At 62.9% G+C, this 23,787-nt stretch carries 23 protein-coding genes; 21 read left to right on the top strand and 2 right to left on the bottom strand.

Going from position 1 to position 23,787, the window contains the following annotated elements; all coding sequences use genetic code 11:
* The first annotated feature begins 15 nt into the window (after positions 1-15).
* The 3 genes from VSR72_RS09920 to VSR72_RS09910 are packed head-to-tail and all read left to right on the top strand — an operon-like array spanning position 16 to position 2,851.
* On the top strand, positions 16-1,182 hold the full coding sequence (locus tag VSR72_RS09920; RefSeq protein ID WP_342952201.1) for a nucleotide sugar dehydrogenase: 1,167 nt from the start codon (positions 16-18) through the stop codon (positions 1,180-1,182).
* A 48-nt stretch (positions 1,183-1,230) separates the two neighbouring features.
* Positions 1,231-1,635, top strand: coding sequence for a hypothetical protein (locus VSR72_RS09915; protein WP_342952200.1), 405 nt, complete (start codon positions 1,231-1,233; stop codon positions 1,633-1,635).
* Positions 1,622-2,851 (top strand): hypothetical protein, encoded by a 1,230-nt coding sequence (locus tag VSR72_RS09910; protein ID WP_342952199.1) that lies wholly within the window; start codon positions 1,622-1,624, stop codon positions 2,849-2,851. Before VSR72_RS09915 ends, VSR72_RS09910 begins: the two co-directional genes overlap by 14 nt.
* Before the next feature lie 67 nt (positions 2,852-2,918).
* Here VSR72_RS09910 and VSR72_RS09905 read toward each other — a convergent pair whose 3' ends face one another.
* Positions 2,919-3,764 (bottom strand): hydroxymethylpyrimidine/phosphomethylpyrimidine kinase, encoded by an 846-nt coding sequence (locus VSR72_RS09905; RefSeq protein ID WP_342952198.1) that lies wholly within the window; start codon positions 3,762-3,764, stop codon positions 2,919-2,921.
* A 284-nt stretch (positions 3,765-4,048) separates the two neighbouring features.
* On the opposite strand from VSR72_RS09905, the gene VSR72_RS09900 reads away from it, so the two are divergent.
* From VSR72_RS09900 to VSR72_RS09865, 8 genes are all read left to right on the top strand, one after another.
* Complete coding sequence (locus tag VSR72_RS09900; protein ID WP_008342674.1) at positions 4,049-4,219, top strand: rubredoxin; 171 nt, start codon at positions 4,049-4,051, stop codon at positions 4,217-4,219.
* Positions 4,220-4,386: 167 nt separating this feature from the next.
* Positions 4,387-5,916 carry a hypothetical protein gene (locus VSR72_RS09895; protein WP_342952197.1) on the top strand — a complete coding sequence of 510 codons (1,530 nt, stop codon included), beginning with the start codon at positions 4,387-4,389 and terminating at the stop codon, positions 5,914-5,916.
* A gap of 233 nt (positions 5,917-6,149) precedes the next feature.
* Positions 6,150-6,728 (top strand): YqgE/AlgH family protein, encoded by a 579-nt coding sequence (locus VSR72_RS09890; protein WP_028202127.1) that lies wholly within the window; start codon positions 6,150-6,152, stop codon positions 6,726-6,728.
* Positions 6,725-7,159: a Holliday junction resolvase RuvX gene (ruvX, locus tag VSR72_RS09885; RefSeq protein WP_028202128.1), complete on the top strand. Its 435-nt coding sequence runs from the start codon at positions 6,725-6,727 to the stop codon at positions 7,157-7,159. Before VSR72_RS09890 ends, ruvX begins: the two co-directional genes overlap by 4 nt.
* A 19-nt stretch (positions 7,160-7,178) precedes the next feature.
* Positions 7,179-7,700: a bifunctional pyr operon transcriptional regulator/uracil phosphoribosyltransferase PyrR gene (gene pyrR / locus VSR72_RS09880; protein WP_342952196.1), complete on the top strand. Its 522-nt coding sequence runs from the start codon at positions 7,179-7,181 to the stop codon at positions 7,698-7,700.
* A gap of 102 nt (positions 7,701-7,802) precedes the next feature.
* Positions 7,803-8,822 (top strand): aspartate carbamoyltransferase catalytic subunit, encoded by a 1,020-nt coding sequence (locus VSR72_RS09875; protein ID WP_321912977.1) that lies wholly within the window; start codon positions 7,803-7,805, stop codon positions 8,820-8,822.
* Between the two features lie 26 nt (positions 8,823-8,848).
* Positions 8,849-10,132 (top strand): dihydroorotase, encoded by a 1,284-nt coding sequence (locus VSR72_RS09870; protein ID WP_342952195.1) that lies wholly within the window; start codon positions 8,849-8,851, stop codon positions 10,130-10,132.
* 85 nt (positions 10,133-10,217) lie between these two features.
* Positions 10,218-10,991, top strand: a complete 774-nt coding sequence (locus VSR72_RS09865; RefSeq protein ID WP_342952194.1) for a lysophospholipid acyltransferase family protein — start codon at positions 10,218-10,220, stop codon at positions 10,989-10,991.
* Between the two features lie 36 nt (positions 10,992-11,027).
* On the opposite strand, the gene VSR72_RS09860 is transcribed toward VSR72_RS09865, so the two are convergent.
* Complete coding sequence (locus VSR72_RS09860; protein WP_342952193.1) at positions 11,028-11,879, bottom strand: symmetrical bis(5'-nucleosyl)-tetraphosphatase; 852 nt, start codon at positions 11,877-11,879, stop codon at positions 11,028-11,030.
* A 333-nt stretch (positions 11,880-12,212) separates the two neighbouring features.
* Here VSR72_RS09860 and rfbB point away from each other — a divergent pair, with 333 nt between their 5' ends.
* From rfbB to VSR72_RS09810, 10 genes are all read left to right on the top strand, one after another.
* The gene (rfbB, locus tag VSR72_RS09855) at positions 12,213-13,274 is read left to right on the top strand and encodes a dTDP-glucose 4,6-dehydratase (RefSeq protein ID WP_342952192.1); all 1,062 of its coding nucleotides are present in this window, start codon (positions 12,213-12,215) and stop codon (positions 13,272-13,274) included.
* An 11-nt stretch (positions 13,275-13,285) separates the two neighbouring features.
* Complete coding sequence (gene rfbA, locus VSR72_RS09850; protein ID WP_342952191.1) at positions 13,286-14,179, top strand: glucose-1-phosphate thymidylyltransferase RfbA; 894 nt, start codon at positions 13,286-13,288, stop codon at positions 14,177-14,179.
* Entirely contained in the window at positions 14,164-14,715 is a 552-nt protein-coding gene (gene rfbC / locus VSR72_RS09845; RefSeq protein ID WP_342952190.1) for a dTDP-4-dehydrorhamnose 3,5-epimerase, read from the top strand. Before rfbA ends, rfbC begins: the two co-directional genes overlap by 16 nt.
* Complete coding sequence (gene rfbD, locus VSR72_RS09840; RefSeq protein ID WP_342952189.1) at positions 14,712-15,614, top strand: dTDP-4-dehydrorhamnose reductase; 903 nt, start codon at positions 14,712-14,714, stop codon at positions 15,612-15,614. Before rfbC ends, rfbD begins: the two co-directional genes overlap by 4 nt.
* Positions 15,615-15,683: 69 nt before the next feature.
* Positions 15,684-16,511: an ABC transporter permease gene (locus tag VSR72_RS09835; RefSeq protein ID WP_342952188.1), complete on the top strand. Its 828-nt coding sequence runs from the start codon at positions 15,684-15,686 to the stop codon at positions 16,509-16,511.
* Positions 16,501-17,880 carry an ABC transporter ATP-binding protein gene (locus VSR72_RS09830; RefSeq protein WP_342952187.1) on the top strand — a complete coding sequence of 460 codons (1,380 nt, stop codon included), beginning with the start codon at positions 16,501-16,503 and terminating at the stop codon, positions 17,878-17,880. The genes VSR72_RS09835 and VSR72_RS09830 overlap by 11 nt, the downstream gene beginning before the upstream one ends.
* A 102-nt stretch (positions 17,881-17,982) precedes the next feature.
* On the top strand, positions 17,983-19,077 hold the full coding sequence (locus tag VSR72_RS09825) for an NAD(P)-dependent oxidoreductase (RefSeq protein WP_342952186.1): 1,095 nt from the start codon (positions 17,983-17,985) through the stop codon (positions 19,075-19,077).
* 9 nt (positions 19,078-19,086) lie between these two features.
* Complete coding sequence (locus VSR72_RS09820) at positions 19,087-20,013, top strand: glycosyltransferase family 2 protein (RefSeq protein WP_342952185.1); 927 nt, start codon at positions 19,087-19,089, stop codon at positions 20,011-20,013.
* A gap of 9 nt (positions 20,014-20,022) precedes the next feature.
* On the top strand, positions 20,023-21,747 hold the full coding sequence (locus VSR72_RS09815; RefSeq protein ID WP_342952184.1) for a methyltransferase domain-containing protein: 1,725 nt from the start codon (positions 20,023-20,025) through the stop codon (positions 21,745-21,747).
* 5 nt (positions 21,748-21,752) lie between these two features.
* On the top strand, positions 21,753-23,663 hold the full coding sequence (locus tag VSR72_RS09810) for a glycosyltransferase family 2 protein (protein WP_342952430.1): 1,911 nt from the start codon (positions 21,753-21,755) through the stop codon (positions 23,661-23,663).
* Positions 23,664-23,787: the final 124 nt, after the last annotated feature.

Genomic DNA, 23,787 nt, shown 5'->3' with positions numbered 1-23,787 from the left:
TGGCAGAGCCGGCATATGAAGATCGCCATCGCGGGGACGGGCTATGTAGGCCTGTCCAATGGAATTTTACTTTCGCAGCACCACGAAGTTGTTGCGCTCGACGTGGTGCCTGAGAAGGTCGCGATGCTCAATCGCAAAGAGTCGCCGATCATCGATGCGGAGATCGAGGACTTTCTCAAGACCAAGCCGCTCAACTTTCGGGCTACGCTCGACAAGCGCGATGCTTTCGAGGGGGCGAGCTACGTCATTATCGCGACGCCAACCGACTACGATCCGGACACGAATTACTTTAATACGACGTCCATCGACTCGGTGATTCGGGACGTCATGGCGATCAACCCGGAAGCGCTGATGATCATCAAGTCGACGATTCCGGTCGGGTACGTCGCCAAGATCAGGAAGTCGATGGCGTGTCCCAATATCATTTTTTCGCCTGAGTTTCTGCGCGAAGGTCATGCCTTGCATGACAACCTGCATCCTTCGCGCATCGTCGTTGGCGAGCGTTCGGAGCGCGCCCGTGCCTTCGCGCAGCTTCTTCAAGACAGTGCGATCAAAAAGGACGTTTCGCTGCTTTTTACCGATCCGACGGAAGCCGAGGCGATCAAGCTTTTCGCTAATACGTATCTCGCGATGCGCGTGTCGTATTTCAACGAGCTTGACACCTTCGCTGCTACGCATGAGCTGAACACGAAGCAAATCATTGAAGGCGTCGGGCTCGATCCGCGCATCGGCAGTCATTACAACAACCCGTCATTCGGCTATGGCGGGTATTGCCTGCCGAAGGATACGAAGCAGCTCCTGGCGAACTACCGCGACGTGCCGCAGACCCTGATCCGCGCGATCGTCGATTCGAACACGACGCGCAAAGATTTCATCGCCGACGACATTCTGCGCCGCGCTCCGAAAGTTGTCGGAATCTATCGGTTGATCATGAAGAGCGGTTCGGACAATTTCCGCGCTTCCAGCATTCAGGGTGTGATGAAGCGAATCAAGGCCAAGGGGATCGAGGTGATCGTCTACGAGCCGAGTCTGACGACGTCGCATTTCTTCCACTCCCGTGTCGTTGCCGATATCGACGAGTTCAAGCGCGAGGCCGATCTGATCATCAGCAACCGCATGACCGAGGCCCTTCACGATGTGGCGGACAAGATCTATACGCGCGATCTGTTTGGAAGCGACTGAGCCGGTTGCACTCGCGCTCCGTCAAACCACCTTTATGGACTTCGGCCGATGGTCTTGAACGTCAAAACGCGCTCGATCCTGATCGATGTCATCGTCGTAATCGCTCTGGTTTACTGCTTTTGGGGCGTGTTACGTCGGACCACCTTTGAGCACGATTTGCTGACGCACGCATTTTCGAGGCAGGCGGGAGTCGACGAATCGCTGCCTGCAAATGTAGTGGAGGCGAGAGCATTGCTGTTGAAAAACAAAATCAATGCCTTCTCTATTGATGCTGACTTGACCAAGGATTTTCAGTTTTATCAGCGGATTTTGGAATCGATGTATCCAAGCCGCGAAAGCGACCTTGCACCCGTAGTCGTTGCGGCGAACGGTAACGCGAAATATTCGGCGTGCAAACTACTGGATAGTTCTGCTCACATTGCGTTGTACGTTTGTAATCATGGAACAAATTGACGGTGCGCGCTTCAAGATTCCGTTTGCTTGTAGCGTCCTGCTGCTGCTGAACTATTGCGCATGGCTGTTGGGCGATCCGGGACGCTTCGTCGAGAGTGCGCTTGTCGTGCTGGTCGTCCTGCTAGTCCTGGTTCCACTCAATGCGGGTCCGGGCCACTGGTATGCACGGCTCGCCCTAGTCGCTCTCGCAGTCATTTGCCTCGGAACGCCGACGGGCGGATGGGATGCCCGTTCGATCTGGCTGTTTCACGCCAAGCGGATATTTGTCGACCGCGATTTTTTTTCGCAGCTCGATGGGTATTCAAACTGGTCGCATAACGACTACCCCATATTCATTCCCGTCATTTCCGCGTCGTTAGCCCGCGTCGTCGGCTACTGGAACGAGATCTATCCCAAAGTCGCGTCGGTATTTGCGCTTGTGCCGGCCTTCCTTCTGTTCGCATCCGTGTCGACGCGGGCACGGGGCGCCGCGATGCTTATCGTGGCGGCAGTCTTTGTCTGCTCGGATCAACTGATCAGCGGATACATGGATGGCTTGCTTGCCGTTTATTTTGCGTGTGCCGGCATATGCGGAGCCGTTCTCGTATTTGATCTTGTTTCATTTCAGAAAAAGGGCTCGTCGCTGTTCTTTTACGGCTGTACATTGTTTTTTTGGTCCAGCTTGAGCCTCATCAAGAACGAAGGATTGGTGCTCTTCATGATCCTGGCGGGTTCGACGCTAATGTTCGCATTTGTCTGGCGATCACCGCGCCGATTCGCCTGTCTGTCCCTGGTGATTCTCAGCCTCGTCCTAGTGGCGATCTGGAAATACCTGGTCCATCGCCACGGAATCGTGAACGATCTTGCAGGATCGGATTTGAAGCATCAGTTGATGGGTCGACTCTTCGATGCCGATGCACATTTGCTGATCTTGCGCCGGGTATTCTGGCAGTCGACGTTCCTGGTGCCATTCGCGCTTTACGTCATCTCCGTTTGGCTTAGAGGACAGGCGAAATTGGCACTGTTTTACGGGCTGCCTGCGTTCGGATATGCCGCTGTACTCTATTTCGTCTATCTGTCCACGCCGCATGATCTTCATTGGCACCTGGCGACAAGCGCCGATCGTGTCATCTTCCCTGTCGGCCTGATGCTGCTTTTCTACTGCGTATTTGCGTGGGAGACCGCGCCGGAGACGGCTCGCCGGGCAACGGCCCGCGCGCAAACATCAGCGGCGTAATATCGAGCAGGGGGCGGCGCAATTGCAGTCGCACCCTGCACGGGAACCGAACGCCGCGCCGCGAGCGTTATTGCTTCGCTTCGCCCGGTGAGGCTTCGTCCGTGTCCGCGTCGTTGCTGCGTGCCCAGAAGAACCGGTCGGGCAGCCAGGCGCCCATGCCCGGCCTGAACGCGGCCTGCACTGCCTGATACACATACTCCTGCGCCTCGCGCACCGCCTCGGGCGGCTCCTGGCCGTTCGCAAGCAGCGCGGCGATGGCGGCGCCGAGCGTGTCGGTGATGCCCATCGTTGGCTGCGTGGAGCGATCCCACAGATCCTGGCGTAGCTGGCCGTCTTCGCAATACAGCGTGTTGACCACGCGATGCGTGCCCGTTTCCATCGCCAGGATGTACTCGCAACCCGTGGCGAGCAGGTGCGCAATGGCCGCGTCGACGCTGGGCGCCTCGGCGTCGCCGTCCGGCTGCGCGAGCGCGATCAGCGTTGCGGAGTCGGCCACGAGCAGCGTGGTCTGCGGCACGAGCAGGTCGGCCATGGCTTCGCGCAGTTCGTCGGCGGCGAGCACGTGTTCGTCGTCGAGCGTGAAGTCGGGGGCGAGGATGAGCGGCACGTCGTCGTAGTCGGCGACCACTTCGGCGATCGCGCTCACGACTTCGGCGCGCGCGCCCGCACCGACCTTGAACGCCGCAATGGGCATGTCTTCGAGCAGCATTCGCGCTTGGGTGGCGACGGTTTCCGGGTCGAGCCCGGTCACTTCGTCGCAGCCCGCGGAGTCGCGCACCGTGTAGCCGGTCAGCGCGGTGACGCCGTGGCAGCCCATGCTGGCGAGCGTGAGCAGGTCGGCCTGGAGTCCGCCGCCGCCCGTTGGGTCGGAAAGGCCGAATGTGAGGACGATGGGAGGTGTGTCGCTGGGCATGAACGTGGCGAGATGGATTGAAGTTCGGGCGCGGCGTACCGGGCCGTCATAAGCGAATGCTTTAATTATGCGGCTTATCGATGAATCCGGGGGACGGATGAGCCCGGCGCGCACGAGGATTTTTGCGCGCTCCGCGTGCCGCTCGCGGCAACGCATTGTGTTTGATCCCGTGCAGGCCAGATTTCCTCTTGCTAGGCATGGAAACGGCAACAAGGTACCATCATGGCTCTCGTTTCCCCGATTTTTTTTCCGACTGGTTTCGGACTTTTCGACGCGGCATAAGAATGGAATATAGAAGCTGGATGTGCCTGATCTGCGGCTGGATTTATGACGAAGAAGCCGGTTTGCCAGACGAAGGCATTGCCCCCGGCACGCGCTGGGAGGATGTCCCGATCAACTGGACCTGCCCTGAGTGCGGCGCGCGCAAGGAAGACTTCGAGATGGTCCAGATCTGAGACCACGCTGGCGGCTGAGCGCGTTTTTCGCGCGAGTTTCGTACGTTACCTACGTTTTCGGCAGGCACCGTATTTGCGCTTGTTGTCGCGCTTGTCGACGTTTTTCGTCGATACCGTTGTCGAGACTGTCCGCCTGGTCGGCCCGCTAACGTTTTCGGCGCTGCCCTATGAGTCATCCTTCAAGCTCTGATGTGCGGTTCGAAGCGTTGCCGAATCCGCGCGGCGGCACGGTGCCGTTCGCGCACGGCGCGCTCGCCCAGGCGCTCGCTGCGCTCTCAGAGCAGCGTGACGTGGCCCGGCCGCTGCGCCAGGCTGCGCGCACGCTGCACGACGCCGGCTGGTTCGCCGCCGCGCGCTTTGCCGACACGCTGCTCCTCGCTTCCCCGCTCGCGCTTGCCGCGCCGGTGCCCGTAGCGCCGCCGCCGGGCTTGCCCGCGCGGCCGCTACATGCGCCCGAGGAAGCGCAGGGCGCCGAATTTCGCGGCTTGTTCAGCGAGGCGCTCGAAGATCTCGTCGCCGCGCTGGAGCGCCGCAATCTGCGCGAGCTGACGTGCTCGCCCGCGCTTTTCGCGCGGCAGTACGCGCTCGTGGCTGCGCTCGCGGAGCACGTGCCGGGCGTCGCGCTCGCCTATGAGGATGTGGCGCTCCAGGGCCGGCCGCTCGCGCCCGCTTCGCTGCATCCGCAGCCGGCGCAACGGTTTGGCCAGGTGCGCGCGCGCTTCGAGCAGGCGCTGCTGCATGCGCTGAAATCGAATCCCGGCAACGGCAGCCGCGCGGCGAACGCGCTCGCGCTGGCGGCGTTCGACGAGATGGACGCCTGCATGGCCGAGCTCTCGAGTTCCGATCCGTACGACTTCTGGCGGCTTGCCGCTGCGTGCGCACGCGTGCTGCGGCGCGGCGCGGCGTCGTGGGGCGACGACGGCGTGCGGCGTCTTTACACGCGCTGCAACCTGCTGATCGGCGAGCACGCGCGCGGGCTGCGTTTCGCGCCGCAAACGCTCGTGCGCTCGACGCTGGCGTTGCTATGGCGCGACTACGCGCTTTTCGGTGCTGCCGCGGAAGACACCGCCGACGTCGAACTGCTCCATGACTACGGCTTGACCGTGGAGTGGCACATTGCCGGCACGCAAGCCTCGGAGGCGCTGTGGGAAGCCGGCAGCGCGCAGGCCGGCGCGCTCGCGGCGCGCGTGGCGCCCACGCGCGAGCTGGGCGCGCTGGTCGTGAACGGCAACGCGTATGAAGATTTTCTGCAGACCGCCGATGCGTCGATGGTCGCGCTCGGCACCCACTCGCGCACGCTGACGCTGCGCAGCGGGGGCACGACCCCGGAGCCAGCAGACGCGCTGGTCGCGGCCGAAGCGGCGTACCGCATCGGTGCCGCCGCGTGGGCGCTTGGCCTCGGCCACATCGGCCAGCTCGCCGACGCACTGGCACTCGCCTGGCGGCGCACCGCGCACGCGGCAACGCTCGCGGCGCTCGAGGCGCGGGGCGCGCCGTCGGTTCGTCCGCCCGGCGCCGAGGCGATCGAGCACGCCAGCGAGGCGCTGCGCGCCATGCTGCACAAGGTCGCCGCAGGTGTCGCGCAGCCCGACGCTACGCCCGCGGTGCGCTCGCTTTGCGCGGCGATCGTCAGCGGCGCAGCGCAAAGTGCCGCACCAGGTGCCGTACAAAATGCGGTGCAAAATATTGCACACTGACTGCGCCGGGCCTGTGGATTCGCCGCGCGGGCCGTGCCTCGCAGGCGCCGGGCATCGGCCTTGCGCCATCGGCCGATTGCCTGCAAGGGCACAGCATGCGCGTGTTAGAGTGAGTGATTCCCTGCAATGCGCAACGCGCAGCGGCTGGCAAGGTGCGAGGCAGCCATCGGGCGCCCGACCTCCGGCCTTGCAGCGCGCCGCCATTGCGCATCGTCTTTGCTAGAATTCAAACCATGTCCAAGAGTACCGATCGCATCAATCTGACCAACCAGTTCCTGATCGCCATGCCGAACATGGCGGACCCCACGTTTTCAGGAACGGTGGTCTACCTTTGCGATCATTCGGAGCGCGGCGCGCTCGGTCTCGTCATCAATCGGCCTACCGACATCGATCTCGAGGCGCTCTTTTCCCGCATCGACCTGAAGCTCGAAATCGAGCCGCTCCTGCATGTGCCCGTCTATTTCGGCGGCCCGGTGCAGACCGAGCGGGGCTTCGTGCTGCACGCGCCCGCCGAGGGCACGAGCTATACGTCTTCGATGTCGGTGCCGGGCGGGCTTGAAATGACCACGTCGAAGGACGTGCTCGAAGCCGTCGCCAACGGCAGCGGCCCTGAAAGGTTCCTGCTCACGCTTGGCCATGCCGGCTGGGGCGCGGGTCAGCTCGAGGACGAAATCTCGAAGAACGGCTGGCTCACGGTCGAAGCCGATCCGAAGATCGTGTTCGACGTACCCGCCGAAGAGCGCTTCGAGGCGGCGCTCGCGCTGCTTGGCATTTCCTCGACGATGCTCTCGGGCGAGGCGGGCCACGCATGAGCGTGGCCGCTGGGCGAGGGGCCGGCGAGGCCACCTTGCTTGCGTTCGACTACGGCGAAAAACGCATTGGCGTGGCGCTAGGCAATGCCCTCACGCGCAGCGCCCGCGCGCTCACCGTCATTCCCAACAAGAGTCGCGACTACCGCTTCGAAGCGATAGGCGAGTTGCTGCGCGAATGGCAGCCCGATCTGCTCGTGGTCGGCTTGCCGTGCCATCCGGACGGCACGCCGCACTTCATGACGCAGCACGCGAAGCGCTTTGGCAACCAGCTCAACGGCCGCTTCGGTTTGCGGGTGGTGTGGGTGGACGAGCGCTATTCGTCCGTCGACGCCGAAGCGCGGCTGCGTGAGCGCGGCGAACGCGTCGAACATGTCGACGCCGAAGCGGCCTCCGTGATTCTCCAGCAGTACCTCGACGAACTCCCGCTCTAACTAGCCTGCGAGTTGCCCGATGATGATTCCCGACGCTGAAGCGCTGTATTACGCCCTTCTCGATGAGATCCGCGCGGCCTATCACGCCGATGCGTTTGGCGCGCCCGGCGGCGTGGCGATCGTCGGCATTCATAGCGGCGGCGCGTGGATCGCCGAGCGGCTCGCGCAGGATGTCGGGGCGCTCGAATGGGGCGTGCTCAACGTTGCGCTGCACCGTGATGACTACGCGAAAAAGGGCTTGCACAGCAAGGCGAGCCCCACGGCGCTGCCGTTCGCGGTGGATGGCCGCCACATTCTGCTCGTCGACGACGTGCTGTACACGGGCCGCACCGTGCGCGCCGCGATCAACGAGCTGTACGACTACGGGCGGCCGGCCTCCGTCGAACTCGCGGTGCTCGCCGAGCGCGGCGGGCGCGAGCTGCCGGTGTCCGCGCGTTTCACTGGCGGCGCGGTGAGCGTCGATGCGCGCGAAACGCTTGTGCTCGAACACAGCGCCGACGGTCGCTTCGCGTTTCTCGTCGAGCAGGGCAACGGCGCCTGACGCGCGCATCGGGCGCATTGCATCAATTCGGCGGCAGCGACGGCAGACGCACAGTCGTGCACGCATGGCCACACGCCGCCCATCACATCCAGGATTCAAGCGATGAACACACAGCCCACGCCCGCGGCGTCCACAGCGGACGACAAGCGTTTTCGCTACGGCTTTCTCAAGGGCAATCCGCAGCTCACGAAGAACGGTGAACTCAAGCACCTCCTGTCGATCGAGGGCCTGTCGCGCGCGATCCTCACGCATGTGCTCGACACCGCCACGCAGTTTGTGAGCGTGACCGATCGCGACGTGAAGAAGGTGCCGCTGCTGCGCGGCAAGTCGGTGTTCAACCTGTTCTTCGAGAACTCCACGCGCACGCGCACCACGTTCGAGATTGCGGCCAAGCGTCTTTCGGCGGACGTGCTCAACCTGAACATCAATGCTTCATCGACGAGCAAGGGCGAGTCGCTGCTCGACACCATCGGCAACCTCTCGGCAATGCACGCCGACATGTTCGTCGTGCGCCATGCGTCGAGCGGCGCGCCGTACTTGATCGCCGAGCACTGCGCGCCGCACGTGCACGTTATCAACGCCGGCGACGGGCGCCACGCGCACCCGACGCAAGGCTTGCTCGACATGTACACGATCCGCCACTACAAGCGCGACTTCACGAACCTGCGCGTGGCGATCGTCGGCGACATCCTGCATTCGCGCGTGGCGCGCTCGGACATTCACGCGCTCACCACGCTCGGCGTGCCCGAGGTGCGCGCGATCGGCCCGCGCACGCTGCTGCCGGGCGGCCTGGAGCAAATGGGCGTGCGCGTGTTTCATAACCTCGACGAAGGCCTGAAGGACGTCGATGTCATCATCATGCTGCGCCTGCAGAACGAGCGCATGAGCGGTGCGCTGTTGCCCTCCGCGCAGGAGTACTTCAAGAGCTGGGGCTTGACGCCAGAGCGCCTCGCGCTCGCCGCGCCCGACGCGATTGTGATGCATCCGGGGCCGATGAATCGCGGCGTGGAGATCGACTCGCAGGTCGCCGACGGCCCGCAGTCGGTGATCCTCGACCAGGTGAGCTTCGGCATTGCGGTGCGCATGGCGGTGATGGGCATCGTCGCCGGTAACAACGACTGACGCGACGAGAACGATAAGGGCAGCACATGAAGATCCATATTCAAGGCGGCACGCTGATCGATCCGGCGGCCGGAACGGAACAGCAGCAGGACGTGTACATCGAAGCGGGCAAGATTGCCGCGATTGGCGCGGCGCCCGCGGGCTTCCAGGCGGACCGAACGCTCGATGCGCGCGGCCTCGTGGTCGCGCCGGGTCTCGTCGACCTGAGCGCACGACTGCGCGAGCCGGGCTACGAGCACAAGGCGACACTTGACTCGGAAATGAACGCGGCGCTCGCGGGCGGCGTGACGAGCCTCGTGTGCCCGCCCGATACCGACCCCGTGCTCGACGAGGCGGGCTTGGTCGAAATGCTCAAGCACCGTGCGGGCAAGCTCGCGCGTGCGCACGTGCATCCGCTAGGCGCGCTCACCGTGGGGCTGAAAGGGCAGGTGATCACAGAGATGGTGTCGCTGACCGAGGCGGGCTGCATCGGCTTCACGCAGGCCGACGCGCCGGTCGCCGATACCCAGGTCCTGCTGCGCGCGCTGCAATACGCGAGCACGTACGGCTACGCCGTGTGGCTGCGGCCGCTGGATGCATATCTCTCGAAGGGCGGCGTGGCCGCGAGCGGCGCGCTGGCTTCGCGCCTCGGCCTCTCCGGCGTGCCGGTGAGTGCGGAGACGATCGCGCTGCATACGCATTTCGAACTGATGCGTGTGACGGGCGCGCGCGTGCACGTGCAGCATCTTTCGTCGGTGGCGGGCGTGGCGCTCGTGCGCGCGGCGAAGGCCGAGGGCCTGCCCGTGACCTGCGACGTGACGGCCAACCATCTGCATCTGATCGACATGGACATCGGCTATTTCGACGCGCAGTTCCGGCTCGATCCGCCACTGCGCCAGCAGCGCGATCGCGAGGCGATTCGCGCGGGTCTCGCAGACGGCACGATCGACGCGATCTGCTCGCAGCACACGCCCGTGGACGACGACGAAAAGCTGTTGCCCTTCGCTGAAGCGACGCCGGGCGCGACGGGCCTCGAGTTGTTCCTCTCGCTCACCGTGAAATGGGCGCAGGAAGCGCGTGTGCCACTTGCGAAGGCGCTCGCCCATGTGACGTCGGCGCCGGCGGCCGTGATGCAGCGCGACGCGGGACGGCTCGCCGTGGGCGCGAGCGCGGACCTCTGCGTGTTCGATCCCCTGGCGCACTGGCGCGTCGAGCCGCGAGCGCTGAAGAGCCAGGGGCACAACACGCCGTTCCTCGGCTACGAGCTGCCCGCGGTGGTCCGTGCGACGCTCGTGGCGGGGCGCGTGGGCTTCGAGCGCGGGTTCGATTGAGGCTTCGATTGACGCTTCCAACACGCATGACAGATTTGTGTCATGCGCGTCTGCTAGGATCACGCGATTCAGCCTATCGTCGAATATGAGCCTTTTCATTCGCAAGACCCGCCTGCTCGCGCATCTGCTGCGCGGCGCGTTGACAGTCGCGCTGCGTTTTTCGCGCGCGAGCGCCGATCGGCGCCACGCCATGAACCGGGCATGGTCGCTCAAGATGCTCGAGCTGTGTGGCATGAGGCTCGTCGTGCACAACGACGCGGCGCGGCTCGACGCGGGTGCGCTCGTCGTGAGCAACCACATTTCGTGGATCGATATCTACGTGATCAACGCGTGGCGTCCCACGCCGTTCGTCTCGAAGGCCGAGATCCGCAACTGGCCGCTCATCGGCTGGTTCGCGCAGAACCTCGACACGGTGTTCGTCGAACGCGAGAAGCGCAGCGACGCGAAGCGCATCATGCATGAGTTGGCCGAGCGTCTTACGCGTGGCGAGCTGATGTGCGTGTTTCCCGAGGGCACGACCACGGATGGCCTCGCGCTCAAGCCGTTTCACTCGAATATGTTCCAGGCGGCGGTATCGGCTGGGAAGCCGGTGCAGCCACTTTGCATTTTGTATGAGGATGCACAGGGGCGGCAGTCGGTGGCGCCTGCGTATATCGACGATCTTTCGCTGAAGGATTCGCTCGACGCAATGCTCAAGGCTGGGCCGCTGACCGCCCATCTCTACGTGGGCGAAGCAATCGAAGCCGGCGACGACCGACGCAAGCTGGCGGTGCGTGCGCAGGAAGCGGTGGGGCAGGCCTTGGAGACGATGCGGGCGGAGCCGACGGCGCATCCGCGTGGCGTGGCGCAGGTCATTTGACACCAGAAGGCGTGCGCCTGCGCGAATTCGGGTGTTTTAGCCGTTCGTCGCGCGGCAACTCTCACAGGGCACCTGCGTGAGGATGCGCTCGCGCGGATCGTCGACGAGATGGATCGCCGAAAGCTGTTCGCCCCAGACGCAGCCCGAGTCGAGCCCGACCAGGTTCTTGCGCAGAGTGAGGCCAAGCGCGGCCCAGTGGCCGAACACCACGGTCGTGTCGGCCGTTTTGCGATCGGGTACGTCGAACCACGGCATGAAGCCCGGCGGCGCGGAGTCGAGGCCGCCACTCGACGAGAAGTCCATCACACCGTCGCGATCGCAAAAACGCATACGCGTGAGCGCGCTGCAGGTTACGCGCAGTCGATCGATACCTTTCAAGTTCTTCGACCAGCGGTTCGGCTCGTTGCCGTAGAGGCCGGCAAGCGTCTCTCGCCAGTTGTCGCTGCGCAATGCATTTTCGAGTTCGTGCGCGAGTTCCATCGTGAGCTCGAGATCCCACTGCGGCAATACGCCCGCGTGCACCATCAGCAAGCCGTTCTCGTAGTGCGCGATCGGGCGGTGGCGCACCCAGTGCAGTAGGTCTTCGGTGTCGGGTGCGTTCAGGATATCGTCGATGGTGTCGCCCTTCTTCGACTTGCGAATGCCCGCCGACACCGACAGCAGGTGTAGATCGTGATTGCCCAGCACGGCTACGCCGCGTTCGCCGAGATCGATGACTTCGCGCAGCGTTTCGAGCGATGCGGGGCCGCGATTGATCAGGTCGCCCGCGAACCAGAGCGGGGTGTCGGCGGCTGGTGCGGCTTTGGCGAGCAACTCACGAAACGGCGTGAGACACCCCTGAAGATCGCCGAAGGCTAGCGGGGCAGGGCGCAACAAGGACATGGACATTGAATCGAATACGGTTGCGTATTGGGTACAGGCAATCGCAGACGGTACCACAGGTCGCGCAACAGGATTTGACAAGACAAAACCGCGTGCGCGCATAGTTTGCGCCTGCTCCAATTTGTCAAGCTGTTTCAAGATGTTAGTACTATGGTTTTCCCGCTGGCTCGCCGTATAATTACCGGTCTAAAAACAGAGCCTGAGCATGCGGGATGAATGGGATTGATATCTGACTGGCGGGCTTTGTTTCAACTATTTGGGTTTTACAGCATTATTTCAAATGCCTGACTGCGGTGGTCCCCAGCAGATCGGCTGCCAATCTCGCCAATGAGGAGTTCCATGATCCTGGTAACAGGCGGTGCCGGCTTTATCGGCGCCAACTTTGTGCTTGACTGGTTGCGTCAATCGGACGAGGCCATCCTCAACGTCGACAAGCTGACCTACGCGGGCAATCTTGGGACCCTGAAGTCGCTGCGGGACGATCCGAAGCACGTCTTTGTCCGTGCGGATATCTGCGATCGCGCTGCCATGGACGCGCTGTTCGCCGAATATCGGCCGCGAGCTGTGTTGCATTTTGCAGCGGAAAGTCACGTCGATCGTTCGATCCATGGTCCGGCCGATTTTGTTCAGACCAATGTCGTAGGCACGTTCACGCTGCTCGAAGCCGCGCGCCAGCACTGGAATACGCTCGGCGAGGCAGAGAAGGCCGCGTTCCGTTTCCTGCACGTCTCGACTGACGAGGTGTTCGGATCGCTTTCCGCGACCGATCCCCAGTTCTCGGAAACCACCCCTTACGCGCCGAACAGCCCGTATTCGGCCACCAAGGCAGGCTCCGATCACCTCGTGCGTGCGTACCAGCACACGTATGGCCTGCCCACGCTCACGACTAACTGCTCGAACAACTACGGTCCGTATCAGTTCCCCGAAAAGCTTATTCCGCTGATGATTGCGAATGCGCTCGCTGGCAAGCCGCTGCCTGTCTATGGTGACGGCCAGAATGTGCGCGACTGGCTCTACGTGGGCGACCACTGCAGCGCGATCCGCGAAGTGCTCGGGCGCGGCCAGCCTGGCGAAACGTACAACGTGGGCGGCTGGAATGAGAAAAAAAATCTCGAAGTTGTACACACGCTTTGCGACCTGCTCGATGAAATGCGCCCGAATGCGGCCGGTTCGTATCGCGACCAGATCACCTACGTGAAAGATCGCCCCGGCCACGATCGCCGCTATGCGATCGACGCGCGCAAGCTCGAGCTCGAGCTCGGCTGGAAACCTGCCGAGACGTTCGAAACCGGTCTTGCGAAGACGGTGCGGTGGTACCTGGACAACCAGGTATGGTCCGACGAAGTTGCTTCGGGCGACTATCTCAAATGGGTCGAAACGAACTATGCGCAGCGTGCATAAGGGATCCTGACATGGCGCGCAAAGGCATTATTCTCGCAGGCGGCTCCGGCACGCGGCTGTATCCGATCACCCACGCGGTCTCGAAACAACTGCTGCCGGTGTACGACAAGCCGATGATCTACTATCCGCTGTCGACACTGATGATCGCGGGCATCCGCGACGTCCTCGTGATTTCGACGCCGCAGGACACGCCGCGCTTCGAGTCGATGCTCGGCGACGGCAGTCAGTGGGGCATGAACATCCAGTACGCGGTGCAGCCGTCGCCGGACGGGCTTGCTCAAGCGTTCGTCATCGGCAAGGAGTTTGTGGGTAACGATCCGTCGGCGCTCATTCTCGGCGACAACATCTTCTACGGCCACGATCTCGCGAGGCAGCTTGAGCGCGCGAATGCGCAGGAGTCGGGCGCGACGGTGTTCGCCTACCACGTGCACGATCCGGAGCGTTACGGCGTGGTCGAATTCGACGGTCAGTTCCGCGCGCTTTCGATCGAGGAAAAACCGGCAAAGCCGCGTTCCAACTACGCAGTGACGGGTCTCTATTTCTACGACAACCAGGTGTGTGACATTGCCGCAGAGATCAAACCGTCGCCGCGCGGCGAGTACGAAATCACCGACGTGAATTCGCGCTATCTGAGCGTGGGTGCGCTGAATGTCGAGATCATGGGGCGCGGCTATGCGTGGCTCGACACCGGCACGCATGAATCGCTGATCGAGGCGGCTACGTTCATCGCGACATTGCAGAAGAGGCAGGGACTGGTGGTGGCATGTCCTGAGGAGATCGCGTTTCGCCGGCGCTGGATCGGCGAGGAGCAGTTGCTCGCGCTCGCCCGGCCACTGTCGAAGAACGGCTACGGTCAATATTTGCTCAATCTTCCGAAGGACCAGGTCGCATGGCCATCCAAGTAACCGCTACGGCGCTCCCCGAAGTCAAGATCATCGAGCCGAAGGTGTTCGGTGACGCGCGCGGCTTCTTCTTCGAGAGCTTCAACGCGCGTGAATTCGCCGAGCAGGTGGACGCCAGCGTCGAGTTCGTGCAGGACAACCATTCGCGTTCGGCGAAGGGTGTGCTGCGCGGGCTGCACTATCAAATCGAACATGCGCAGGGCAAGCTGGTGCGCGTGGTCGAGGGCGAGGTGTTCGACGTCGCGGTCGACATCCGCAAGAGTTCGCCGAATTTCGGCAAGTGGGTGGGGGTGATCCTGTCGGTCGACAACCATCGCCAACTGTGGGTGCCGCCGGGCTTTGCGCATGGTTTCGTTGTGCTGTCGGAATCGGCGCAGTTCCTCTATAAGACGACCGACTACTGGTATCAGGCGCACGAGCGCAGCATCGCGTGGAACGACCCGGAGATCGGCATCGAATGGCCGATCGACTTCGAGCCGTTGCTCGCGGCGAAGGATGCGGCGGGCAAGAGGCTGTCGGAAGCCGAGGTGTTTGCATGAAGATTCTCGTCACCGGCGCGAACGGTCAGGTTGGCTGGGAACTTGCGCGCAGCCTGTCGGTGCTGGGCGAAGTGCGCGCCGTCGACCGCCGCAGCTGCGATCTCTCGAAGCCTGACACCTTGCGTCAGTCTGTGCTCGATTTCCGCCCGGACGTGGTCGTCAACGCAGCGGCCTACACGGCAGTCGACAAGGCCGAAAGCGAGGAAGCGCACGCTACCACGATCAACGGCGAGGCAGTCGGCGAACTTGCGCGCGCGGCGCGCGAGTGCGGCGCCCTGTTCATCCATTACTCGACCGACTACGTGTTCGACGGCTCGAAGCAGGGTGCGTATCTGGAAACGGACGACACCTGCGCCGTCAACGCCTACGGCCGCAGCAAGCTCGTGGGCGAGCTCGCCACGCGTGAGGCGGGCGGCGACTGGCTGGTGTTCCGCACGACCTGGGTCTATGCTGCGCGTGGCAGCAACTTCATGCGCACTATGTTGCGTCTGGCAGCGAGCCGCGACGAAATGCGCATTGTCGGCGACCAGTTCGGGGCCCCGACGTGGGCACGCAACATCGCCGACGCCACCGCGCAGATCGTGAGCCGCGCGCTAGCCGAGCGGCGTGCCGGTACATTCTGTTCGGGACTGTTCAATCTGTCGGCGGCCGGTTCAACCAGCTGGCACGGGTACGCCGAAGCGATCGTCGCGGAGGCGCGCCGCTTGCGGCCCGACAGAGAGTACATGGTGAAATCGGTCACGGCCATCTGCACCGACGAGTACCCGCTGCCAGCGCCGCGTCCGGCCAATTCGGTGTTGTCCAACGACGCGCTGAATGCGCGTTTCGGTGTTCGCCTGCCGGACTGGCGCGTCGGCATGTCGCTTTGCCTGGCCGACCTGCTCGCTGCGTCCTGCTAAGCGCGGGAACGTTTCACGACACTTCGACAGGAGGGCGTGCCCGGCCACGCGGTACGGTTTCTTCACAATATGGACGCGACTTCGAAATCCTTAACATCGCTGGCGGTTTCTTTATACGGCAATCGCGGGCTCATTTATCAGATGACCAAACGGGAGGTCATTGGCCGCTATAGGGGGTCGGTGTTCGGACTCGCGTGGTCGTTCTTTAACCCGGTCCTGATGCTGGCGGTCTACACGTTCGTCTTTTCGTTCGTTTTCAAGTCCCGCTGGGGCGGCGCAGCCGCCGCGCCGGTTGGTCACGGTGAATTCGCGATGATGCTGTTTGTCGGCATGACGGTGCACGCGCTGTTCGCCGAATGCATCAACCGTTCGCCGCTGCTGGTGTTGCAGAACGCGAGCTACGTGAAGAAAGTCATCTTCCCGCTCGAGATTTTTCCTGTCATTGCGCTGTGCTCGGCGGTGTTCCATCTGTTCATCAGCGTGCTGGTGCTGATCGTGGGTCTGCTGTTCGTGAGCGGATCGGTGCACCTGACGGCGCTGCTGTTTCCGCTCGTCGTGCTGCCGCTGTTTCTGCTGTCGCTCGGGGTGGGCTGGTTTCTGGCCGCGACGGGCGTCTACGTGCGCGACATCGCGCAGGCTACGGCGTTTCTCGCCTCCGTACTGATGTTCCTGTCGCCCGTCTTCTATCCGATCTCCGCATTGCCGGAGAAATACCGCATCTGGTTGCAGCTCAATCCGTTGACCTTCTTCATCGAGGAGAGTCGGGCCGTGCTTGTCAGCGGCAGTCTGCCGAACTTCGCCACGCTTGGGCTGTATCTCCTCGGCAGCGTAGTGGTGGCTTGGCTGGGCTACTGGTGGTTCCAGTCTGCGCGTGGGGGGTTCGCCGATGTCATCTGACAATCTCGCGATCCGCGTGAATCACGTCAGCAAGAGCTATTCGATCTACGACCGGCCACAGGATCGCCTCAAGCGCGCAATGTTCCAGCGGCTCGGGTTGCTGCTGCCGAGCTTCAACGTGCGCGCACAAGCTGCCGCGACTGAGTTTCATGCGCTCAAGGACGTGTCGCTCGACATCGCGCGCGGGCAAACCGTCGGCGTGATCGGGCGCAATGGCTCAGGGAAATCGACCTTGCTGCAGATCATCTGCGGCACGCTCGCGCCTTCGACTGGCGACGTGCAGGTGCGCGGTCGAGTTGCCGCGCTGCTCGAACTGGGTGCCGGCTTCAATCCCGAGTTCACGGGGCGTGAGAACGTCTACCTCAACGCCGCGCTGCTCGGATTGAACCGCAAGCAGATCGAAGCGCGGCTCGAATCCATCTTCGAGTTCGCAGATATCGGTGCGTTCGTCGATCAGCCGGTCAAGAAGTATTCGAGCGGCATGTATGTGCGGCTTGCGTTCGCGGTGCTTGCGCACGTCGACGCCGATGTGCTGATCATCGACGAGGCGCTCGCGGTGGGTGACGCGTTCTTCACGCAGAAGTGCATGCGCTTTCTGCGCGCCTTCATGAAGACCGGCACGGTGCTGTTCGTGAGCCACGATACGAACGCCGTCGTCAATCTTTGCGAGCGCGTTGTTTGGCTCGACAAGGGCTGCGTGCGAGCCGTCGGGCCGGCCAAGGAAATCTGCGAGCAGTATCTCGAAGCGTACTATCAGGTACAGCACGAGGCTTCGGGCGCCACGCCATCGGGGCAGCGCAACGCGGTGCTGAGCGGCTCGGTCCAGGTGGATCAGCATTATCACGATCAGCGCAGCGACGTGATCAATGGCTCGGCGTGTCGCAACGATATCGAAGTGTTCACCTTCGAGGAGGAGGCCAATGGCTTTGGCCTGGGCGGCGCAAAGATCACGCATGTGGGACTGCTTGACGACGAACGTCGACGTCTGACCTGGGTGGTCGGCGGGGAGTCGGTGTGCGTCGAGGTGCGGGCGGAGACGCTGCAGCCGCTCGCGCGTCCAATCATCGGTTTTCTGGTGCGAGACCGCCTCGGCCAGAATCTGTTCGGCGAAAATACGTATATTACGACGCAGGTCGCACCAATGCACACCGGTGCCGGCACGAAGCTGACGGCGCGCTTCCGCTTCCACATGCCGCGCATGCCGGTCGGGGATTATTCGATCACAGCCGCCATTGCCGATGGGACACAGGGCGAGCATGTCGTCCATCACTGGCTTCACGATGCGATCATCTTCAAGTCGCATTCGACGAGCGTGAGCACCGGCTTGCTGGGCTTGCCAATGCGCTCAGTCGAGCTGGAGAGCGAATGACGCTCGCGTCGGCGGGCAGACGCGTGGCGTGAGGGCGGTGCAGGGCGCCACGTCCGACCGCACGGGACGAGATCGACAATATTGAAAATGAGAGAGGGAAGCATGAGCGACCAGAACACAATGCGGCATTTCGCCGGCAAGCGCATTCTCGTGACGGGCGGCGCGGGTTTTATCGGCTGCGCGATCGCGGCACTACTCGCGCCCGAGGCAGCGCGCTATGTGGTGTTGGACAACCTGCACCCGCAGGTGCACAAGACGCAGTCGCGCCCCGTGGCGCTGCACGAGCGCGCTGAGCTGATGGTCGGCGATGTCACCGTGCCCGCTGACTGGGACAGGGTGTTTGCCCAGTTCCAGCCCGAGATCATTGTGCATCTGGCGGCGGAGACCGGCACCGGCCAGTCGCTGACCGAGGCGAGCCGTCACGGTCTCGTGAACGTGGTCGGCACCACGCAGATGACCGACGCCGTGGGCCGTCACAAGATCGCGGTGCAGCACGTGCTGCTGACCAGTAGCCGCGCCGTCTACGGCGAAGGTGCATGGCGCACGGCTGATGGCCGGATTAGCTATCCGGGTCAGCGCGGCCACGCGCAACTCGAAGCGGCGCAGTGGGACTTCCCCGGCTCGGTGTCGCAGCCATCGAGCGTCGCCAGCACAGTCCCGCATCCCACCAGCGTGTACGGCGCGACCAAGCTCGCACAGGAGCACATCCTCGCAGCCTGGTCCCTGTCGATGAAGGTGCCGGTCTCGATCCTGCGTCTGCAGAACGTCTACGGCCCGGGCCAGTCGCTCACCAACTCGTATACGGGCATCGTCGCGCTGTTCTCGCGGCTCGCGCGCGCGAAGAAGTCCATTCCGCTATATGAGGACGGTGAAGTCACGCGCGACTTCGTGTCGATCCGGGATGTCGCCTCGGCGATCGTCGCAGCACTGGCAGCGCCGCCGGCGGCCAGCCAGTATTTTGATGTCGGCTCAGGTGTCGCGACCTCCATTCACACGCTCGCCTCGCTGATCGCGGAATACTACGGTGCGCCCGCACCGCAAGTGAACGGCCAGTTCCGCGATGGCGATGTTCGCCACGCCGCGTGCGATCTGTCGACCACGCTCGCCGGCCTGCGCTGGACGCCGCAGGTCAAGCTCGATGCGGGCCTCGCGCAATTGCAGGACTGGATCGCCAGCGAAGAAAGCAAACAGGCATAGGAGCGCGGTTTGACCCAACACGACACTCAACTAAATGGCCCGGCCTCACTGCGCATCCAGTCGATTCTTTACGGAAACGCGCAGCAGCACGTCGATCAATCGCTCGCGAGTCTCGCACGTGCGGTTGATCTGGCTATTGCGGCCGGTGCTTTGACGAAAGTACAGATGGCGTTCGGCGATTGTTCGCCCGAGCCCGTCTTCAACGACGAGGAAGTCGAGGCGCGCCGCAAGCGTTTCGAGGCGCAAGGTCTCGGCGACATTCAATACGAGTTCTATGACAAGAATCTGGGCTCGGCCGCCGGTCACAACCGTCTGCTCCAACGCCTCGATTCCGAACTCGTACTGATCCTGAACCCGGATACGATCGTCGCGCCAGATCTGTTCATCGAACTGGTCAAGCCGATGCGCGAGCGTCCGCGCGTGGCCGTAGTCGAAGCGCGTCAGGTTCCGATCGAGCATCCAAAGGACTACAACGTCGCGAGCGGCGAGACGGGTTGGGTGACGACGGCGTGCGCGCTGGTGACGGCCGCCGTTGCCCGGGAAGTGAATGGCTTCGACTCCGAGTCGTTCTTCCTCTACTGCGACGACGTCGACTTCTCCTGGCGCATCCGGCTTTCCGGCTACAAGCTGGTGTTCCAGCCGTCGGCGGTCATTTTTCACGATAAGCGCTTGTCGCAGGACGGCAAGTGGATCGTAGGCGCGGCGGAAGAGTACTTCTCCGCCGAAGCCGCGATGATGCTGAGCTACAAGTACTCGCGCGCGGATCTGGCCGATCGCATCGAGCGGCAATTGCTCGACGCCGGCAGTGAAACGGAAAAGAAAGCGGCGCGCAAATTCCAGTCGCTGAAAGAGAGCGGCAAGTTGCCGGTGCAGATCGATGCGGACCACAAGGTCGCGCAGTTCATCGATGGCTTCTACAGCAAACATAGATTCTGACCGGACAACATGAGTAACGTATACGACCATCCTTACGCATCCGGCACCGTCTACAGTTGCGTCGTCGAGCTTCTGCGCGCGCATGCGGACACCGACGGCGTTCACCTCGACATCGGCTGCGGATACGGCGCGATCGCCGAACCGGTGCTTGAAATGGGGTTGACATATGTCGGCCTCGATCTCGACGCCGGCCGTCTGCAGGCGATCGGCGAGCGCGGTTTCGAGACCCGCGCGATCGATCTCTCAGACGAGCATGCGGCCATCGCCACCCTGCGCTCTGCGCTGGGCGAGCGCAAGCTTGCATCGATCAGCATGATCGACACGCTCGAGCACATCACCAATGGACCACAGTTTCTGAACGCGCTGCGCGACTTCGCGGAGAACCGCGCGGCGCTGTTCGTGGCCGCGGTGCCGAACGCTGCGCACCGCGATCTCGGCGCGAAGCTCCTGGGTGGCCGTTGGGACTACACCGTCGAAGGTCTGCTGGACCACACGCACGTCATCCACCACACCGACCGTCTGCTCAACGCGATGATGTCGAACGCGGGCTGGACAGAAGTGGCGCGAGCTGACTTCCACCGTCAGCGCAGCGATCAGTATTTCCCGACGTTTGATCCGCTCGTCTCGGACACCACACCGCTGAACCGCTACCTCGGCCAGATTCGCGCGGCCGCCGACGAGTTTTCGACGGTGAACGAACTGGTGCGCGCTTATCTGCCGGGCGCGCGTAAGGCGGTCCCGCTTGTCGTCGAGCCCTCTGTGGAGCGTCCATTCCTCTCCATCGTGATGCGTACCCAAGGCCGCCGCCTTGCGAACTTCCGCGATCTGCTGCTGGCGCTCACGGCGCAGACGTCGCAGGACTTCGAGCTGATCGTGATTCCGCACAAGGTGGAATTTGAGTTGCAGAAACGCATCGAGCGTGTCGTCGAGGACATGCCCGAAGCCATTCGCAACCGCTCGCGCATCGTGCTATGTGATCGCGGTGGCCGCACCGCGCCGCTCAATCTTGGCTTTGAGCTGGCGCGCGGTCACTACATCACGATTCTCGACGACGACGAAATGATCTTTGCCCACTGGGTGGAGACGTTCCAGAAAATGGCCGAAAGAGCGCCGGGCCGCATGCTGCGCGCGGTGGCGGCCGAGCAGGACATCGCCGAGACGCCGGGCACGGCTGCTGGCGGCAAGGGCTACTCGGTCGTAAGCGCGATCCGCCATCCATTTCCGGCGACGTACGACCTCTATGCGCATTTGTTGCAGAACTACTCGCCGCCGGTGGCGATTTCGTTCCCGCGCGCCGTGTTTCACGAGTTGGGCTTGCGCTTCGACGAGTCGCTCAATACGGCCGAGGACTGGGATTTTGAGCTGCGCTGCGTGCTGATGTGTGGCGTCGAAGCGTCGCCCGAGATCACCTGCATCTATCGCAAGTGGAAGAAGGGCGAGTCGTCATACTCGATCCATTCGCAAAGCGATTGGGAGCGCGACTATCACACGATCCTGACCAAGATCGACCAGCAATATCACGTGTTCCCGCCGGGTACGATCAAATTGATCAACGATCAGCGCAAGTGGATCATCAAGCTCGAAAACGACATCGCGCGCAGGAGCTACACAAGGTCCGCAAAGCGCTCGGTGCTCGAGTTCCTGCATCGTCATCCGACGCTGCTGACTTTCGCGTCGCGTTCGAACAAGGTGGCGCGGCAGGTCGGGCGACGTATCGTGCGGCGCCTGCGTTGAGCGTGATGGCGGTCGAATCTGGCCGCGAGGGCTCGGCTGCTACCCTGTGGCTCGCGGGGGAGCGGGTTATTGACATCTCGCTGGTTGTCTACCGCAACACGGTGGAGGAGGTCGAGTGTCTCCTCGACAGCATCGCGCGGCAGACGGTGGCCGCGCGGCTCAAACTGCACGTGCGGATCCGCAACAACGACCGCACGCTTGCCGAGCAATGGGAGACGCTTGCGGCGCGGTGCAACGAAGCGCCGTCGCGCGTCGTCTCCGTCTCGGTGACGCACTCCGAAGAGAACGTCGGCTTCGGCCACGCGCACAACACGAACATTGCGCTCGGTGATGCGCCCTTCGTGCTGGTGCTCAATCCAGATCTTGAACTGTTTCCGAACGCGCTTGAGGAATTACTCGCCGAAGTCGAGCCGAACACGCCCGTCGCTGCCTGGGAAATGCGGCAGACGCCCTTTGAACATCCGAAAGACTACGACCCGTCTTTGCTAACGACGAGTTGGGTCAGTGGCGCTGCGGTGTTGTTCCGACGTGATGCGTTCGACGCTGTCGGCGGTTTCGACGAGCGAATCTTTTTGTACGGCGAGGACGTTGATCTCTCCTGGCGACTACGCGCAAGCGGCTATGCGCTCAAGTACGTGCCGCGCGCTGTTGTCGTTCATCGCACCTACGCGACAGGCGGCGAAGTCAAGCCAGCCCAGATTTTCAATGGCATCTATGCGTCACTGTGTTTGCGGGCGCGTTTCGGCACCTGGCGGGATATTGCCGCCGGGCTCGCGCTGTCGCTGGTCGAACTGAGCGGCATCCGCAAGCTGCCGCGCGGCCGCCGTGCGACGCTCGACAGCCTGTGGCGTTTCGCGCGCTCGTTGCGCTATTTCCGGTCCAGCGGCGCGATATTCCGGGAACGCGGCTTTCGGGGCGAATTCCTGCTGTGGAACTATGGCCGCCGCCGTCTCGGCGCATTTCATCCGTTGGCCACCGAGCCACTCGCGAAGGACGCGTGGCCGCTCGTTAGCGTGATTGTGCGCACTCACGCGCGCGCGGATCTGCTGCGTTACGCGCTGCTTTCCATTGCTCACCAGACGTATCCGAACATCGAGACCGTGGTGGTGGAGGATGGCGCGCCCACCGCGAAGGCGATGGTCGAAGCCGAGTTCAGCTCGCGCCTGGCGATTCGCTACGAAGCGACCGGTGAGCCTGTTGGACGCAGCGCAGCCGGCAATCGCGCACTGGCGTTGGCACGTGGTGAGTGGCTGTGTTTCCTCGATGACGACGACCAACTCTACGCGGATCACATCGAGGTGCTGATGACGGCGGCGGCCGAACGCCGCGCCAACGCCGCCTACGGCGCTGCGGACTTTGTGCCGTCGACCGTGCGCCACGACGCGCAGGGCCATCTCGAGATCGAAGAGGGAGAGCCGTACGCACACTTCCGAACGTTTTCGCAGATCGCGATGTGGCAGGAGAATCTGGTCACGATCCAGTCGGTCGTTTTCAAACGCGAGCTCTACGAGCGTCATGGCGGCTTTGACGAATCGATGGACCAGCTTGAGGACTGGCTGCTGTGGACACGTTACGCGCTCGATGGCGATTTCTACGCGGTGCGCAAGACCACATCGCGCGCGCGCGTGCCCCAGTCGCACGCAGTTGCGGCGACGCGCCAGCACAAGCTGCATCAGAGCTACGAGCGTGCGGTCGAAATGCAGAAGTCAATGCGCATCACGATGTCGCCACGCGAAGTCGTCGCGATGGTGGACGAACAGGCGCGTTCCCAATCGCTGGTTTATGTTTCCCGGCGCAGCGCAAGGCGCTTTGCGGCGAAATATCCGGTATTGACGCGCGTATTCGGATCGCAATCCAGGCTCTCTTTCATGTTGCGAGCAGTTTCCAGACGACTTCAACAACTACGTCAGAAATAGCGCCAAATTGCGCGCCTCTGCCGGCGCTGCGATTAAAGACGAAGGTTGGGCGCGCACCTGAACATCGGGCACTGACCATTTGCGATGGTCGTAAATGCGAACGTGGGCTGGAATGGTACGTTCG

The organism is Paraburkholderia sp. JHI869, from assembly GCF_038900775.1.
Classification (GTDB): domain Bacteria; phylum Pseudomonadota; class Gammaproteobacteria; order Burkholderiales; family Burkholderiaceae; genus Paraburkholderia.
The sequence above is the reverse complement of the archived record's forward strand: the minus strand, read 5'-3'. Positions and strand labels throughout refer to the sequence as shown.